Below are 15,034 nucleotides of genomic sequence, written 5' to 3' on the forward strand. Positions count from 1 at the left end.
ACCCTCGGAATCGTCGGACTGCCCAACGTCGGCAAGTCCACCCTCTTCAATGCACTGACCAACAACGATGTGCTGGCCGCGAACTATCCGTTCGCCACCATCGAGCCCAATGTCGGTGTGGTCGCGCTGCCGGATCCCCGGCTCGGGAAGCTGGCCGAGGTGTTCGGTTCGGAGAAGCTCGTGCCTGCGCTGGTGTCGTTCGTCGACATTGCCGGCATCGTCAAGGGAGCATCCGAGGGCGCAGGTCTGGGCAACAAGTTCCTCGCCAACATCCGTGAGGCCGACGCCATCTGTCAGGTCGTGCGTGTCTTCGCCGACGACGACGTGGTGCACGTCGACGGTCGCGTCGACCCGACCGCAGATATCGAGGTCATCGAAACCGAACTCGCGATCGCGGATCTGCAGACGCTCGAGAAGGTCATCCCGCGCCTCGAGAAGGAGGTGCGGATCAAGAAGGATCGCAAGCCTGCACTCGACGCCGCGCTGGCAGCGCAGGCCGTGCTGAACGAGGGCAAGACGCTGTTCTCGGCCAAGGCGAAGTTGGACTTCGAGCTGCTCGGTGAATTCCAGCTGCTCACCACCAAGCCCTTCCTGTACGTCTTCAACGCAGACGAGTCGGTGCTGACCGACGACGCGAAAATCGGCGAACTGGCTCGCCTCGTCGCCCCCGCCGATGCCGTGTTCCTCGACGCAAAGATCGAATCCGAGTTGCTCGAACTCGACAAGGAATCGGCGGCGGAACTGCTCGAATCCGTCGGACAAACCGAGCCCGGTCTCGACGCGCTCGCCCGCGCCGGCTTCCACACCCTGGGCCTGCAGACCTACCTCACCGCAGGCCCGAAAGAGGCCCGTGCGTGGACAATTCACCGGGGTGACACCGCCCCGCAGGCAGCAGGCGTCATTCATACCGACTTCGAGCGCGGCTTCATCAAGGCCGAAATCGTTTCCTTCGACGACCTGGTTGCCGCAGGTTCCATGGCCTCGGCCAAGGCTGCCGGCAAGGTGCGCATCGAGGGCAAGGACTACGTCATGTCCGACGGCGATGTGGTGGAGTTCCGCTTCAACGTTTAACGGCCTTAGTCGCGTTGATCGGCTACGGCCCAGGCGACCAGTAGCCGCCGCCTTCTGCGCCGTCAGAGACGCAGAACATGTCGAATCCATCCGGCGACACCGCGATGCCTCTGACAGTCGGATCGCATGCCGATCCTGCCTCCGCGTTGCCGTCGATGATCGGTGCGGACTGCACCCACCGCGCGCTGGTCGACCCTGCGTAGGTGCACTTTAGGAATGTGCCATCGGCGGAGGTGTCGTGATTGTCGGTGCTCGGGTCGCATGGCCCGTCCACTTTGGGCAGCGAGGCGACGGGTACCTCGGTCGCATCGACGGTGGTCTCCGCCGGAGGTAGAGCCGTCGTCGCGGACGGAACCGTCAACATCGCGGTGGCCGGTACCGAGTAAGGCGTGAATGTTTCGCTGGATGCCGAATTGCTCGGCGTGAGAGATCCGAAGCCGTACAGGAAAGTCGCGACAACGAGCAGCTCGATCACCCCGATTGCCAAGCCAGCGAAAGCAATTCCTCTACCAGCAGGTCGCCAGAAGGCCAGGATCGCGAACACTATTGCGACGGGAAACAGCCCCAACAGAGCTGCCACCAGTGAGATCACGGCGTACGGGTTGACCGGTCCGGCGGCGCGGTCACCGCCTTTGGTGAGATCTACGGTCATCGACTCGTTCCCCGTTCACGGTGCGGAAAGTCATTCGGTGCAAACGCTACAGCCATTGGCTGTGGGCACGAACCAGCCGTCGTCTGCATGGAGCATCGAAGTTGGCTACGCTCCGAATCAGACGATAGGAGAACGTAGATGGGTCTGCAGGAACTCGAAACGTTGGTGCACCAAACGGCCACTGCTGGAGAACCTTTCGAGCGTGGAGCCGATGAGGCGGAGCAGAAATACCTGTCCTCGCTTGCGGCCCGGCGGGGTACGAAATTGATCTGTGAGGTCGGATTCAATGCCGGTTTCTCGAGCTGGGCTTTTCTGTCCGCGTCACCCGACGTGACCGTCGTATCCTTCGACTTGGCCGCGTATGCCTACAGTGACGCCGCGAAAGCCCATATCGACGAACACTTTCCGGGCCGCCACACCTTGATCCAGGGTGATTCGCACACCACCATCGCCGCGTACGCGAAGGAACATCCGGAGCAGCGATTCGATGTCATCTTCGTCGACGGCGACCATTCCGTGGAGGGTGCTCGCGCGGACCTAGACGACCTACGTGCGTTCGCTACCCCGGACACGGTCGTGATCATGGACGACATCACCCCGTGGCTCTGGTTCGGTGAAGGCCCGACCCAGGCCTGGCAGGAAGCAGTCGACGGGGGTCGAATTCTGCACACCAGCTACTTCCGCGACGGCGAGCCCGTCGACGAGGTGGCGCCCCCTGCTGCTCGCGTTTGGGCAGAGGGTCGCTACCAGTTTTGACCACTTGCTGTCGAGGCGTTCTTCAACCTTCAGTCGAGTAGCACAAGAAGTGCTACTTTGGTGTGATGGAGAGAATCGGAGTCCGCGAGCTTCGCCAACACGCAAGCAGATATTTGGCGCGCGTGAAGGCCGGCGAAACCGTAGAGGTCACCGATCGTGGTGAGCTGGTAGCGCTCCTGGTACCACCCGAACCTGGGCGTAGTGCTGTAGAGCGTCTCGCTGCCGAGGGGCGACTGACGGCCGCAACGCTGCCCGTCCGCTTCCCGAACCGTGTGCGTACCGAGACTCCCACGCAGTCCATGCTCGACGAGATGCGTGAAGACCGGTGATCTATTTGGACTCTTCCGCTGTGCTGAAATTGATTTTCGATGAGGCGGAGAGCGACGGACTGCAGACTTGGCTGACTGAGCGGGCAGGGGTGCCCTGGGCCAGTAGCGAACTCGCGAAGGTGGAAGTGGTGCGGGCGGCGCGGCGATATGCACCGAATTCGGTGGACACAGCGCGGGCATTGGTTGCGCAGCTGAACCTGGTGCCGATCACAGGTGGCATGGCCGATCGAGCAGCCGGTGTCGGTGACCCGACGCTGCGCACCCTCGACGCGATCCATCTGGCCAGTGCGTTGTCGATTCAAGACGAACTCACAGCCTTCGTCGCCTACGAACACCGCCTTGCTTCTGCGGCACATGCGCACGGGCTTGTCGTCGATGCGCCTCGCTGACGCTGCCTTGCCCTGCGGCAACAAACGTTTGCCCACAAATTGTTCGGGTGCCTACCTGTGACGGTGGGCAGATGGATAGTTCGTGGGCAAACGCCGGCTACTTCTTCCCCCGCAACCTCTTCTCCAACGGCGTCGGGAAGGACGGGACCACCGAAGTTCCGTCGAACAGGTTGGTGAGTCGGTCGGCCTCTGCCGCAACGGCTTTCGACACCGTCGAGCCGACGTCTTCCAAAAATTCGGTCACCACCGCCCCGGCCGAAGTCACGGCCCACCCGCCGACTATGCGACCCCCGGACCAGATGGTCGGACCGATGTTGCCGAAGGTATCGAACAGCGGTGCCTTGTGTTCGCCGAGATACCAGGAGCGGTGTTTCCATCCCATCGGCGTGGGATCGAGTGCAGGCAGCAGCAATACGCTCGTCCCAGCTGGCTTGTCGAAGGTAGTGCCGGTCAACATGATTCCTTCGCCCTCGGTCAGCTCGACCGCCACGGTGTCGAGGCCCGAAACCGCACCACGAGTCTGTGTCTTGTTCCAGCCCGTCCACCATTGCAGGTCGTCGAGCGTCGCCGGTCCGAATACTTCGAGCCAGCGTCGGGCAAGTTCGGCGCGTGCCTCGGCTTCGTCGAGATCGGGAATCCCGTCCGGCCACCAATGATCGATAGGTGCCCACGCATGCCGTCGAGAAGTCCATGCTCCCCGCGGCTCCACGCGAACCAGTTTGCCCTCGGCGGCCATCATCACCAGCACCTCGGAGGTGACGTATCGCCTGACGTCGTACACCTTGTCGGTGGTCGGTAGCAGCGCGGTCTTGAGGCCGGGGACCACAGCCGACAGCTCCGCCCCGGTGGCGGTGCCCATCGAGCGCAACGCCGCCTCGGTCTCTTGTTCCGTTGCTGCAAGCCAGGATTCGACGTTATCGAGCACCGGTTCGGTGGGTAGCGTGGAGACTTGTTTGAGCAAGCGCGCCCGCATCGTGCGCGCAACCCCGAGACTCGCGGCGGCATGAATCATCGGGACGTCGTCGTGATCGACGACGAACATCGTGCGCCGCATCGCCATCAGGCGGACCAGGCTCCGACGTTCGTACATCGCGTCGCGAATATCGGAAAGTCCCAGCGATCGAGCACGCGCCAACACCGAGAGATACACCGTCGCCGGGTCGGTGGCATGCAATGCGAGCACTGACGACACAACGTCGTCGGCAGTCGAGGCACGGGAGAAGTGCTGCGCGACGAGCCGGTGTCGCCGCTGGGCATCGGTGATCTTCACGCGATCAGTGTGACGCTCCATCCGGTCTCGAGTCGACATAACCGGTGAGGAGGGCGTCGGCGATGGCGCTCATGCCGTGTGCGCGGGCATCGGCGGCAGCAGCGACGTGGTCGTACTGGACCAGCTCGAAAGACGCAGTCCAGCTGCCTCTGCCGTGATCGTCGAGTATCGCGTAGCGCGCATGCGGCGACCCGGATTCCATGACGTGCGGGTAGGGCTGATCGTCGTCGTACGCGGGGATTCCGACGCTGCCCGGGTTGACCACGAGTGTGCCGCTGGGAAGAGTCCACCGGCGCTGCAGGTGGGTGTGCCCGCAGGCGATGACAGATCGGTCCATGAAACCTGCTGCCCGATCGAGGATTTCGGCTTCGGTGGCCTCACGAGAGCCGTCGGGGTCCACCGAGTGCAGGAAATATTGCTGATCATCGGTGGGAGTTCCGTGCACTGTAAGGATTCCGTGATCCAGCTCGAGTGAGAACGGGAGCGAGCCCAGCCACTGCAGATGCTCGTCGTCGAGTTGATCGTGGGCGTGCCGATCCCAACTACCCATGGACTCGGGATCCTGCTCGAGCAGATAGCGATCGTGATTTCCGGCGATGGTGGGAAAGTTCAGCGACATCAGCCGGTCCGCAGTCCGACGCGGATGCAGTCCGCCGGACAGCAGATCGCCGAGGTTCACCACCGAGTCGACGCGTTGCCGTTCGATGTCGTCGAGGACGGCGTCGAGCGCCGCGATGTTGCCGTGGATATCGGCTATGAGAGCTACCCGCACAATCACAGGATCGCAGCGTGGGCATTCGACTGCAACACGGCAGCCCTCGGCGAGCGTTGGAGGTCTCGCCCTCGGATCTCCGCCGTCGGTGGGTGATATCTCCATAGACCCACGTCCGATAGGTCCATAATGTGGTTCAGGTCACTTTCGCTCCAAGGAAAGCCGAGCCCATGCCTGCCGTCACGTCGAAGCCCGAGATCGAAACGAGGGTGGTCAAGAAGGTCGCCCGACGCATCATCCCGTTTCTCGGGTTGGCCTACTTCGTCAACTATCTCGACCGCACCAACATCGGTCTCGCCAAGCTGACCATGAGCGACGAATTGGGCCTCACCGAAACGATGTTCGGCCTGGCGTCGGGACTGTTCTTCATCGGGTACCTGCTGTTCGAGGTGCCCAGTAACCTGGCGCTGCACAAATTCGGTGCCAGACGGTGGATCGCTCGCATCATGGTGTCGTGGGGAATCGTTGCCGCTGCCATGGCATTCGTGCCGACAGCAGGGTGGCTGTACGGGCTGCGAGTGCTACTCGGTATCGCCGAGGCCGGCTTCTTCCCCGGCGTGCTGCTGTACATGACGATGTGGTTTCCGCGCGCCTACCGAGTCCGGTTGATGGGCCTGTTCATGCTGGCACTACCGGTGTCGTCGGCGCTCGGTGCGCCCCTGTCGAGCGCGATCATTCAGTACATGGACGGGCTGTTCGGACTGTCGGGTTGGCGGGTGATGTTCCTCCTCGAGGGCATTCCGGCGATCCTGCTCGGAGTGGTGACCTGGTTCTATCTCACGGATCGGCCCTCGCAGGCGAAGTGGCTCAGTGCCGACGAGAAGGCCTGGCTCACCGCGGAATTGGAGTCTGAGGATGCCGTCAAGGGTGGGCACATCAGCGGCTCGGTGAAGCGTGCTCTCGGTGACGTCCGGGTCTGGATGCTCGGCTTGGTGTATTTCGGCATCACCTACGGTCTCTACTCCCTGAGTTTCTTCCTGCCCAGCATCGTCGCGGGATTCAAGCAGACGTTCGACACCGACTTCTCGCTCGTGACAACGGGACTCATCGTGGCCGTGCCGTTCGCAGTGGGCGCAGTGGCAATGGTGCTCTGGAGTCGACACTCGGACCGGACGGGCGAGCGCACCTGGCATGTCGCGATCCCCACCCTGATCGGTGCGATATCCATTCCGTTTGCGCTGTATATGGATTCACCGTTCACCACCATGATCGCGGTGACGGTCAATGCCGTCGGCGTGTTCTGTGCGCTTCCCGTGTTCTGGTACCTGCCCAGTACGTTCCTCACCGGAGCGGGGGCAGCCGCCGGAATCGCGATCATCAACTCGGTCGGCAACACCTCGGGCTTCGGTGCCCCCTATGTGACGGGGTGGCTGCTCGACGCTACCGGCAACGCCAAGGCCGGTTTGTGGGTAGTCGGCGGTGTCATGCTCATGGCGGTTGTACTGGTGATCGCTCTGCGCAGCCGAATGGGAGTGCGCTCCGAGAGCAACACGGAAGTGCCGGTAGCGCACTGACTAACGGCTGCGTAGTCACGGAGCGGAGTATTTGCACGGAACAGGATCCAGCTATTGCGCCCGAACACCGGACATACTCGACGGATGACAAGTCGTGGGCGGGTCCGGAGCTGGGAGATTCTCGGCATGCAGGGCGTGATCGATTCTGAGGACACACCGGGCGGAAGTTGGACGCCGTCGGTATCGGTCGCTGTTCACGGACCTCCTGTTCTGACTCCGGGCGAGGAGGTGGAGTTCGAGTGGCAGCACCAGGCAGAACCTCTGTACGGGCATAGCTTCTTCACAGTTCGCGCGTGGCCCCTGGGTACCGAGCCGGTCGCACAGTCGGATCGCCCGACATCCGGTGCTTGGAATATTGCCCCTGACGGCACCGTCACCGAAGTGACAGATCTGGATTGGGAAGAACCGATTCGGGTTGGAACGTGGTCTGTCGGCGTGGTGTCCGTGTGGAACGGCGAAGAGAGTTGGGGTGTCATCGATTCCGAGGACACTCCGGGTGGGTGCTGGACTTTCTTCAGTGCCCTTCATCCAGACGAAGTCATCAACTCTCGATCGGTGGGAGGTTTCAGCATCGGTGGAGGTGTCTCCGACCTCGACGTAGGCGAACAGGTCGACTTCGAGTGGGAGCCCGCCATCGATCAGGACGGGTATCGGTTTCGTGCGATCAAGGTCCGACCGCGTCGGGAGATTCCGCCGTGGCGGGTCGAGCGATTCGAAGGCTGAGCGGTTTGCACCCGCACGGGCGGTTGTCGAGGGGCGATGTCATCGCCCGCTTCGATGCGTCACGAGAACTTTCTGGCTCCGCCATCTGGGGCAGTTCGTTGGAACATGGCTGTTGCGGATCCGATGACCGCCATAGGAAGAGCGAGAACAAGCAAGTTCCAGTAGGAGTCATGTGTCACGGCCGCGATTCCGGCGATGAACAGTACAACGAGGGTGGTGACGGCAAACCAGGAAACCCACTGACGCAGTGCTATCGCGGCCACCGCAGGTGGCGTGGCAAGCAACAGCCCGACGGCAACCAGAGGCCACACCCCAAGCACGTCGATGGCTCGGTCATCGCAGTGGTAGGAACCGCCCTCGCCGATCTTGGAGCACGCCATCGACACGTCGAACATTGTCAGCGACAACCCGTTCCATGCGGTGAAAGCCAACGCGGCTACGGCGAGGGCCCACCACACCGATCGCAACATGCCCGCAGCTTAGTCTCCGGACGTGGACGGACGGCAATGTCAACGCGCGTATGCCTCGTATCCGAGTGGCCCACGAACAGTGAGGTCCGACCAATCGCGGTCCGCGGTGAGTAACCACTGAGCTGGGGAAGCATCGGTGCACGGTCGAACGGTCATGAGGCGATGGTTTCACAAGCCGAAGCGATCCCGGACAAGTGAACGATAAGGCCCCTCTGCATGTGATTCGAGGCCTCCGACCACGACGTGGAATGTAGGTTGTTGACGTGCTCAGCTCGAAGAGAAGCGAGCTGCTCATTGGTTCAGTTCGAGGTCGTCGCTGTTCATGTTGTAAGGAAGCGTTTTTGAGAAGAGTCCGCCAGCTTTTTCGCCATCCGATCAGCTGGATTGTCTGTGCACTCGTATCGGCTGCGTTCGCCGTCTTCGCGCGATCCAGTTTTACTGACCAAAGTCACTGGGAAGTACTACTGCAATGGCATCAGGGGCCACCGTTGGTTGCGCTGATCCTTGTTGGTTCGATCAGCGAGATACTTTTCTCGAACGGCCGGATGCGTCGAAAAAGGGCATTAATTCTGTTGCCAGTGGCGATCTTTCAGCTGCACTATGTGCTGCTGTTTTTTTACGCCCCGGATCCGACATGGTTACCGGGTATCGCTAGCGCCGCGCTGATCCTGGTGGCTGCTGTGGTTGCGCTCGAGAAACACGGCCCCGAAATCTCGTCTGAATCTTCGTTGTCGACAGGGCGGTAACGCCTGTCCCTTCACGGCCCAGCAAGCACTTCGCGGCCGTCTCTTGTGTGGACGACGATGGCCGAGTTGCTCGTGTCGGTGGCCTCGACGAGTGCCAACACCACCCCGTCACTGTCTGGAACTGCACGAAATGTATCGACATCGCTGGTGACGACGACGTGATCGACATCGACTGCGGCTAGGCCGGTCAGCGTGAACCAGTAATGCTCCGGTGTAGAACGTTTCGGGTCGGTCGACGGCCAGCGCACCTTTTTCATGCTCTTTGCTTGGAGTCCCATCGGGCCGGTTTCCAGCGCCCGGGCAGCGGTGTTGCGACGAGAGCCTGTCAGCATCGTCGGCACACGCCAACCGCCTTCGTGGTAGTCGACGACAACCGTGATTCGCATGGCATTGTTTTGCAGCACGACGGCGACCACGCCGGGGCGCTGCACGTGAGCCAAGGCGGCGAACGGCGTAGTACCCATCATGTCGACATGAGAGGCGCGCTGCCCCTCCAGCTTCGTCAAGGCCAGATCGATCGCTTCCGACGCGTCGTTGTCCATCGTGCAACCATACGGATTCTGTTTTCGCTCGGTTGACCTGTTCTCGGCCGGGCGGGCTTGGTTACATTCGTCGAGCCGCGACCCCCTCGCCGTCGACGCGGATCGTAGGGAGCCACGTTGCCAAGGTGCGACCGAGCGTGGCGACCATACGCGGTCCGAAGACACACAAGGTGCGTTCCCACGGGTGGCCGAAGGTCCCTTCGGTAAAACCGTCGCGGGCGAAGATGTAGTAGTCGCCGTTCGGGTGGACGGGGACCCGCCACTCGCCGTCCTCGGCCGCGTCGGCGTGCGCTTCCGCGTCGAAGCTGTAGCCGGGGTGTTGCCAGTCCAGGACGACGAAGGTCGGGTTGTCCGAAAACTCGGTGACGAAGCAGCGCAAAGCTTCCGCGTTGACGGCGTCGACCCGGGCAGACCACGAGGCCGTCGTACGGACGGTATGGGCGTCCAGGTCGAATGTCATGGAGGGTGCAGGCTCGGCAATGGCAGGCCACGACTCAGGTTTGGTCCCGGGTCGAAATGCGAACTTACTGTTGAACACCGACCAGTGCTGCGTTTCCGCAGTTCGGTCGAGTTCGGTCCACCCGATGGGTAACGTAGATCCGAAGTCCATGGTCAGCTTGGTCGTCATCGGTCTATCGTTCCAGGCCCGGCAGGCTGCGCGCGTGGACAGCAGTCGGAAGGGGAGACGAGTACATGTCGCTTGCGTTGTGTGCCATCACGTTCGCTGTTCTGTTCCACGTCGTGGCAGCTCGAATCGCATCTCGTGAAAATTATGGCCGTAGGTTGCCAGCCGTGAACGGCTCGTATCCGGTCAGACCTGCCCGGCGCGCCCGACGTGCCCAGGCCGCCGGATGGATATTGAGTATCTTCGGTGCGCTGCAGCTCGGCAATCATTTCTGGCTGACCGAGCCGTGGTTGGCGATGGGTCTCGTGGTGGCCGTTCTCTTGCTGGTCAACGGCCTACCGAGTCTGCTGGGGACTGCGCTGCACAACGGCAATCTGCGCATTCAACCGTAGGATCTCAGCGTTGTCAGGACGTGAACACCTTGCCTGGGTTCAGGATTCCGTGTGGATCCAGCGCTTTTTTCACAGCTCTGTGCATGTCCAACACCACCGGATCGAGTTCTTGCACCAAGCCGTCCATCTTGAGTAACCCCACTCCGTGCTCGCCGGTGACGGTGCCGCCGAGTTCCAGTGCCGCGTCGATGATCTCGGCAAAGGCGGCCTGCGCTCGCTCGCGGGCCGGAAGGTCGTCGTGGGGTGTGATGAGCAGCGGGTGCAGGTTTCCGTCACCGGCGTGTGCGATGTTGGCGATCGTCGTCTCGTACCGTAGGCCGATCTGTTCGATACGCGAAAGCATCTCGGGCACATGCTTCTTCGGAACACACACGTCCTCGGTCAACACCGGACCCAGGCGCTCCATCGCCGGATACGCCAACCGGCGGGCAGCGAACAGCGCGTCGGCCTCCTCCTGATCGGTCGAGACCGCAGACCAGGTGGCCCCAGCCTCGTCGAAGCACGAGAGCATCTTCTCGGCTTCCTGGTCTCCGATGAGCCCTGGATCGTCTATCCGCCCGAGTAGCAACACATTCGCCTCGACCGACAGGCCCATGTTCTTCCAGGCGTCGACAGCGATGAGGCACTGCTTGTCGATCAGTTCCAACGCAGAGGGCGTCAATCCGGCGGCGGCAACCGCGGCCACGGCACGCCCGGCGTCGACGATCGAATCGAAATAGCCCGCAACGGTTCGCTGCGGATCCTGCAGCGGGCGCAGCTTGAGTGTCACCTCTGTGATGATGCCGAGGGTGCCCTCCGAACCGACCATCAGACCCGCAAGGTCGTATCCGGCAACGCCTTTGGCGGTCTTGCGCCCGAGCCTCACCAGTTCTCCGGTTCCGGTGACCACCTGCATCCCCATGACGTAATCGCGGGTGACGCCGTACTTCACACAGCACAGCCCGCCTGCATTGGTGGCAACGTTGCCGCCGATGGTCGACCACGGCGCACTGGCCGGATCCGGTGGGTACCAGAGACCCTGTTCGGCGACCGCTGCCCGCAAGTGATCGTTGATCACCCCCGGCTCGACAACGGCGTATCGCTCGAGCTGGTCGATCTCCTTGATCGCGTCCATGCCGTCGAGGGCGAGTACGACACATCCCTCGGTGGCGTTCGCGCCGCCGGACAGTCCGGTGCCCGCCCCGCGAGTGACAACGGGTGCGCCATGGGCCAGGCATGCGCGAACCACAGCCTGCACTTCTTCGGCGCTACGGGGCCGCACGACGGCAACAGGCACCGCAAACGGTGCCCATTCCGCCTCGTCGTGCTGGTACGACGCGATGACGTCGGGATCGACGACGACGCGGTCCGCGGGGAGGGAATTCGACAACTGTTCGACGAGCGACATATCTCGACTCTAGCTGTGACCTGGGTCTCGGCCAATGTAGGTTTTCTCTATGTCGCCAGCGAAGTCATGGATGGAATTGCTGCTGGACGACGCGTCCATGGACGAACTGGAAGCCCACCGTCGAACACATCCCGGTGCCGAGGCGCACGCGGCCTCGAGGTTGCGCGCATTGCTCGATCAGCGCAAACAGCGCAGTACCGAACTCTCGGCCCTCAACGACATCGCGGTGCGCCTGACGACTGTGCGAGACAATCGGATTCTGTTGCAGGAGGTGGTGGACCAGGCGCGCACACTTCTGGGCGTGGATCTGGCCTACATGGGTTCGGTGTACGGGAACGAGTTCGTCATCGAGGTCACCAGTGGTGCATTGACGCCGAACCTCGTGGGAATCAGGCTCGCGCAAGACGAGGGGCTGGTCGGCCTCATCGTGCGCGGTGCCTCGCCGTCGTGGACTCCCGACTATCAGAGCGAACCTGCCTTTCGGCACATCACCGGAGCAGACAGCGCAGCGCGATCGGAGAACATGCGGGGCTTGCTGGGCGTACCGCTGCGGGTGGGCGACCGCGTGATCGGCGCATTGTTCGCGTGCAAACGGTCGGAGCGGGACTTCGCAGACAGTGAGATCGCTCTGCTGTCGGCACTGGCCGCACACGCGGCCATCGCCATCGAGAACGTTCGGGCGATCGACAAGCTCGAAACCCTCAATGCCGAGTTGTCCGTTCGCACTACGGAATTGGAGCAAACACTGCAATGGGACCGCACGTTGACCCAGGTCGTGCTCCAAGGGGGCGGGGTGCGAAGTCTGGTTCGGGAGGTCGCTGCGGCCACCGAACGGCCGGCGTACTTCGTGGCGGATGTTGCGTCCGTGCCGGCCGCTCTGGAGTACACGGCAACAACGGTCGACACTCTCGTCGACCGTTGTAGGGCGGGCGCGGAGACGGCCGTCGACGACGCGATGACCGCTCGGCGGGTGGTAGCAGCGGGTCACTTTCTGGGGGTGTTGATCTCTGTCGGACCCGAGGACCACAAAACTCGTTTGCTTCTCGATCGGGCCGCGCCGGCCATTGCGTTGTCGTTGGCGGAGGAGCGTGCAGCAGCGGAATCTGCACGCCGCGCGCAGGACGCCTTTCTGGTGGATCTGCTTCTTCATCCCACCTCGTCACCCGATGACGAACGCAGGCAGTTCCACCGTGCCGGACTGGCGCCGGACGTGACGTACTGCGTGGCAGTTGGGCAAGGGAATGCGTCGAGAGCCGAGTTCGAAGCCACTGCACTACCGCCGGGATCAGTAGTGGCAGAGCAGGGTTCGAGGGTTCTGCTGGTCGTGCCGGCCCGAGAATCTGCTGCCGTTCGCCGCATGATCTCCACCCGTGCGACGGTAGGAATCTCCGAGCCCGCGCGAGGTGCCGACGCCTTGGCAAGAGCATTCCGCGAGGCGCAACAGACCGTCGATGTGCTGACGACTCTGGGCAGGGACGGGGAGGTGTCCTCGGCTCGCGGTCTGGGGATCTATCGAATCCTGCTCAGCCACATGGCCCGTGAGCACTTGGACGAGCTCACCGAGGAACTGCTCGGCCCTTTGATGGCGGAGCAGAACAAGCGCGGGGTTCCGCTGATGGAGACGCTGTCGGTGTATCTCGCACACGGACGGCACCATTCGGCCACGGCGTCGAGCCTGGGTGTGCACGTCAACACGCTCTATCAACGACTGGAGGCAATCGACCGGCTGATCGGTACGCAGTGGCGCGACCCGGACGATGCCCTCGATCTTCAGGTGCTGATGCGGTTGCGAAGATCTGCCGATCTGCTGGGTCTGTGATCCGAGCGAATCGGTGCTGGTCGGATAGCGTCGGGTAATGGCAGTCGACTTTTCGTGGTCTCAGTTTCTTTGGATAGTCTTCGTTTTCGTCGGTGTGCCGTCGACACTCTGGGCTCTCGTGCTGTGGGCCCGGTTCAGGAAGCGCCGGGAGAGAGCGGACACCGGCCCGCTGGGCCTGTGGGCCACCGGATCGATAGCGCTCGCATCGGGTTTCGTCTCGTGTGCAGGTTGGTTGAGCTGGTCTGCCGATCAACGGGGTGAGTTCCGTGGACCCGGGCTCCCGGCTCCGAATGCGTTCCCCACCTGGCAAGTGGCCGCGTGCGGGGCGACGGTGGTGTTGCTGTGCCTGCTTGCCGCGCATCTGTCGCGATGGTCGAATACCGGCGGACACGTCGCTGCGCTGGGCATGACCGCTGGGTTCTCGACGGCGTTCTGCGTCGAAGCCAGCACCGACGTGACCGGGCAGTCGGGCGTTGGTGTCATTCTGTGCATGCTCGGCTGGGGGTTGGGCTTGACCCTGCTGATCCTCATTCGGAACACGTCTGCGAACCTCGTGCGAAAACGGCCGCCAGTCGAGCCGTGAACGAAGTCAGATCTCGATTCCTGTTGCCTCGACCACGCTGGCCCACAATGCATCTCGTACGCGGGGTGAATCTCCGCGCCAGGAGGGGTAATGAGTCGGGCGTGGCGCGCGGTCGTGCCAGAATGTGCCTGTGCTGGTCAACGGGGGATCGGCTGCCACGAGCCAGACGACGGTATCGGCTCCGTCGCCGGCGCTGCGCAGAATGGGCTTCATCACCGAACCGAACAGCGGCATCGAATCGGTGACTCCAGGAGTGGCCGCCCATCCCGGGTGCATGCTGTGCACCACTGGATCGTCTTCGAGCGAAAAGCGTTCGGCCAGTTGCTCGGCCACCACCACCTGCATTCGCTTCGTGCGAGCGTACGCCGTCATGCCGGAGTACTTGCCGTTCTCGTACTCGAAGTCCGAGTTCTGCAGCGGCACCGCATACATGCCGCCGCTCGAGACGAACACGACTCGTGATCCGGCGTCGAACAGCTCTCGCAATCCCACCGTCACCGCGACCGGTCCGAGAACATGGGTGGCGAAAGCGGATTCGTGCCCCTGTGCCGACAACTGCCGCTGGTCCGGCATCACCCCGGCGCAATGTACGAGCGCGTGCACCGCCGTGAGCTCGGACGCCAACCTTGCGATCAACGCAGCCACGGAATCGAGATCGCTGATGTCGCACTCGTGCACCACCAGCGAGGCGTCGGGCACCTCGGTTCGGATCGCCGCGGCGGCGGACTCGAGTCGGTCGGCCGATCTGCCGACCAGGTGCACCCGCGCCCCGAGCCGCGCGAGTTCTTTCGCGGTGGCGGCTCCCAACCCGGACGACGCACCGGTCACCACCATGTCGATGGGTGAGGCGAACGGCGTCGGATCGGCGGCCCAGAACCGGCGACGCACCGTGGCACCGATTCGGGAGTATCCGGGAACGATTGCTCTGTCGAGGATCGTGTCGACCGTGCGGCTCAGCAATGACATGCGTGTCCGATACCCCGCGCTATCGGAA

The 15,034-nt window shown here is 62.8% G+C and carries 18 protein-coding genes; 10 read left to right on the top strand and 8 right to left on the bottom strand.

The window, feature by feature from the left end; all coding sequences use genetic code 11:
• On the top strand, nucleotides 1-1,071 hold a 1,071-nt coding region (ychF, locus tag QM797_RS24945; RefSeq protein WP_283278394.1), incomplete at its 5' end, for a redox-regulated ATPase YchF.
• Nucleotides 1,072-1,093: 22 nt separating this feature from the next.
• On the opposite strand, the gene QM797_RS24950 is transcribed toward ychF, so the two are convergent.
• Nucleotides 1,094-1,723, bottom strand: coding sequence for a DUF4190 domain-containing protein (locus QM797_RS24950; protein ID WP_283278395.1), 630 nt, complete (start codon nucleotides 1,721-1,723; stop codon nucleotides 1,094-1,096).
• A 138-nt stretch (nucleotides 1,724-1,861) separates the two neighbouring features.
• On the opposite strand from QM797_RS24950, the gene QM797_RS24955 reads away from it, so the two are divergent.
• From QM797_RS24955 to QM797_RS24965, 3 genes are all read left to right on the top strand, one after another.
• Nucleotides 1,862-2,479: a class I SAM-dependent methyltransferase gene (locus QM797_RS24955; RefSeq protein ID WP_283278397.1), complete on the top strand. Its 618-nt coding sequence runs from the start codon at nucleotides 1,862-1,864 to the stop codon at nucleotides 2,477-2,479.
• Between the two features lie 65 nt (nucleotides 2,480-2,544).
• Nucleotides 2,545-2,808: a type II toxin-antitoxin system Phd/YefM family antitoxin gene (locus tag QM797_RS24960; RefSeq protein ID WP_283278398.1), complete on the top strand. Its 264-nt coding sequence runs from the start codon at nucleotides 2,545-2,547 to the stop codon at nucleotides 2,806-2,808.
• A complete protein-coding gene (locus tag QM797_RS24965) occupies nucleotides 2,805-3,197 on the top strand; it encodes a type II toxin-antitoxin system VapC family toxin (RefSeq protein WP_283278400.1) in 393 nt (130 codons plus the stop codon). Before QM797_RS24960 ends, QM797_RS24965 begins: the two co-directional genes overlap by 4 nt.
• 97 nt (nucleotides 3,198-3,294) lie before the next feature.
• Here the strand turns inward: QM797_RS24965 and QM797_RS24970 are convergent, their stop codons facing one another.
• Together QM797_RS24970 and QM797_RS24975 are read right to left on the bottom strand one after the other, a co-directional pair.
• Complete coding sequence (locus QM797_RS24970; protein WP_283278402.1) at nucleotides 3,295-4,467, bottom strand: winged helix DNA-binding domain-containing protein; 1,173 nt, start codon at nucleotides 4,465-4,467, stop codon at nucleotides 3,295-3,297.
• A gap of 4 nt (nucleotides 4,468-4,471) precedes the next feature.
• Nucleotides 4,472-5,239 carry a metallophosphoesterase family protein gene (locus QM797_RS24975; RefSeq protein WP_283278403.1) on the bottom strand — a complete coding sequence of 256 codons (768 nt, stop codon included), beginning with the start codon at nucleotides 5,237-5,239 and terminating at the stop codon, nucleotides 4,472-4,474.
• 170 nt (nucleotides 5,240-5,409) lie between these two features.
• Here QM797_RS24975 and QM797_RS24980 point away from each other — a divergent pair, with 170 nt between their 5' ends.
• Nucleotides 5,410-6,753, top strand: a complete 1,344-nt coding sequence (locus QM797_RS24980) for an MFS transporter (protein WP_283278405.1) — start codon at nucleotides 5,410-5,412, stop codon at nucleotides 6,751-6,753.
• Between the two features lie 84 nt (nucleotides 6,754-6,837).
• The gene (locus QM797_RS24985; RefSeq protein ID WP_283278406.1) at nucleotides 6,838-7,476 is read left to right on the top strand and encodes a hypothetical protein; all 639 of its coding nucleotides are present in this window, start codon (nucleotides 6,838-6,840) and stop codon (nucleotides 7,474-7,476) included.
• Nucleotides 7,477-7,535: 59 nt separating this feature from the next.
• Here the strand turns inward: QM797_RS24985 and QM797_RS24990 are convergent, their stop codons facing one another.
• Nucleotides 7,536-7,946 carry an ABC transporter permease gene (locus QM797_RS24990; protein WP_283278407.1) on the bottom strand — a complete coding sequence of 137 codons (411 nt, stop codon included), beginning with the start codon at nucleotides 7,944-7,946 and terminating at the stop codon, nucleotides 7,536-7,538.
• 263 nt (nucleotides 7,947-8,209) lie between these two features.
• Between QM797_RS24990 and QM797_RS24995 the strand changes: the two genes are divergently transcribed.
• The gene (locus QM797_RS24995; RefSeq protein ID WP_283278408.1) at nucleotides 8,210-8,692 is read left to right on the top strand and encodes a hypothetical protein; all 483 of its coding nucleotides are present in this window, start codon (nucleotides 8,210-8,212) and stop codon (nucleotides 8,690-8,692) included.
• Between the two features lie 11 nt (nucleotides 8,693-8,703).
• On the opposite strand, the gene QM797_RS25000 is transcribed toward QM797_RS24995, so the two are convergent.
• Nucleotides 8,704-9,234, bottom strand: coding sequence for a hypothetical protein (locus QM797_RS25000; protein ID WP_283278409.1), 531 nt, complete (start codon nucleotides 9,232-9,234; stop codon nucleotides 8,704-8,706).
• Between the two features lie 61 nt (nucleotides 9,235-9,295).
• Nucleotides 9,296-9,862, bottom strand: coding sequence for a DUF2716 domain-containing protein (locus QM797_RS25005; RefSeq protein WP_283278410.1), 567 nt, complete (start codon nucleotides 9,860-9,862; stop codon nucleotides 9,296-9,298).
• A 164-nt stretch (nucleotides 9,863-10,026) separates the two neighbouring features.
• Here QM797_RS25005 and QM797_RS25010 point away from each other — a divergent pair, with 164 nt between their 5' ends.
• On the top strand, nucleotides 10,027-10,251 hold the full coding sequence (locus tag QM797_RS25010) for a hypothetical protein (RefSeq protein ID WP_283278411.1): 225 nt from the start codon (nucleotides 10,027-10,029) through the stop codon (nucleotides 10,249-10,251).
• Between the two features lie 13 nt (nucleotides 10,252-10,264).
• Here QM797_RS25010 and QM797_RS25015 read toward each other — a convergent pair whose 3' ends face one another.
• Nucleotides 10,265-11,638, bottom strand: a complete 1,374-nt coding sequence (locus QM797_RS25015) for an FAD-binding oxidoreductase (protein WP_283278412.1) — start codon at nucleotides 11,636-11,638, stop codon at nucleotides 10,265-10,267.
• 70 nt (nucleotides 11,639-11,708) lie between these two features.
• Here QM797_RS25015 and QM797_RS25020 point away from each other — a divergent pair, with 70 nt between their 5' ends.
• Nucleotides 11,709-13,457, top strand: coding sequence for a helix-turn-helix domain-containing protein (locus QM797_RS25020; protein ID WP_502942395.1), 1,749 nt, complete (start codon nucleotides 11,709-11,711; stop codon nucleotides 13,455-13,457).
• 37 nt (nucleotides 13,458-13,494) lie between these two features.
• On the top strand, nucleotides 13,495-14,040 hold the full coding sequence (locus tag QM797_RS25025) for a hypothetical protein (RefSeq protein WP_283278414.1): 546 nt from the start codon (nucleotides 13,495-13,497) through the stop codon (nucleotides 14,038-14,040).
• Between the two features lie 6 nt (nucleotides 14,041-14,046).
• On the opposite strand, the gene QM797_RS25030 is transcribed toward QM797_RS25025, so the two are convergent.
• Nucleotides 14,047-15,006 (bottom strand): SDR family NAD(P)-dependent oxidoreductase, encoded by a 960-nt coding sequence (locus tag QM797_RS25030; RefSeq protein WP_283278415.1) that lies wholly within the window; start codon nucleotides 15,004-15,006, stop codon nucleotides 14,047-14,049.
• Nucleotides 15,007-15,034: the final 28 nt, after the last annotated feature.

Source organism: Rhodococcus sp. IEGM 1381, assembly GCF_030056795.1.
Classification (GTDB): domain Bacteria; phylum Actinomycetota; class Actinomycetes; order Mycobacteriales; family Mycobacteriaceae; genus Rhodococcoides.

Bases quoted from the DNA above. Each gene is read 5' to 3' on its own strand.
- QM797_RS25030 (WP_283278415.1), bottom strand. From the start codon at position 15,006: ATGTCATTGCTGAGCCGCACGGTCGACACGATCCTCGACAGAGCAATC.
- QM797_RS24985 (WP_283278406.1), top strand. From the start codon at position 6,838: ATGACAAGTCGTGGGCGGGTCCGGAGCTGGGAGATTCTCGGCATGCAG.
- QM797_RS24990 (WP_283278407.1), bottom strand. From the start codon at position 7,946: ATGTTGCGATCGGTGTGGTGGGCCCTCGCCGTAGCCGCGTTGGCTTTC.
- QM797_RS25000 (WP_283278409.1), bottom strand. From the start codon at position 9,234: ATGGACAACGACGCGTCGGAAGCGATCGATCTGGCCTTGACGAAGCTG.
- QM797_RS25025 (WP_283278414.1), top strand. From the start codon at position 13,495: ATGGCAGTCGACTTTTCGTGGTCTCAGTTTCTTTGGATAGTCTTCGTT.
- QM797_RS25020 (WP_502942395.1), top strand. From the start codon at position 11,709: ATGGAATTGCTGCTGGACGACGCGTCCATGGACGAACTGGAAGCCCAC.
- QM797_RS24955 (WP_283278397.1), top strand. From the start codon at position 1,862: ATGGGTCTGCAGGAACTCGAAACGTTGGTGCACCAAACGGCCACTGCT.
- QM797_RS24980 (WP_283278405.1), top strand. From the start codon at position 5,410: ATGCCTGCCGTCACGTCGAAGCCCGAGATCGAAACGAGGGTGGTCAAG.
- QM797_RS24960 (WP_283278398.1), top strand. From the start codon at position 2,545: ATGGAGAGAATCGGAGTCCGCGAGCTTCGCCAACACGCAAGCAGATAT.
- QM797_RS24950 (WP_283278395.1), bottom strand. From the start codon at position 1,723: ATGACCGTAGATCTCACCAAAGGCGGTGACCGCGCCGCCGGACCGGTC.
- QM797_RS25005 (WP_283278410.1), bottom strand. From the start codon at position 9,862: ATGACGACCAAGCTGACCATGGACTTCGGATCTACGTTACCCATCGGG.
- QM797_RS25015 (WP_283278412.1), bottom strand. From the start codon at position 11,638: ATGTCGCTCGTCGAACAGTTGTCGAATTCCCTCCCCGCGGACCGCGTC.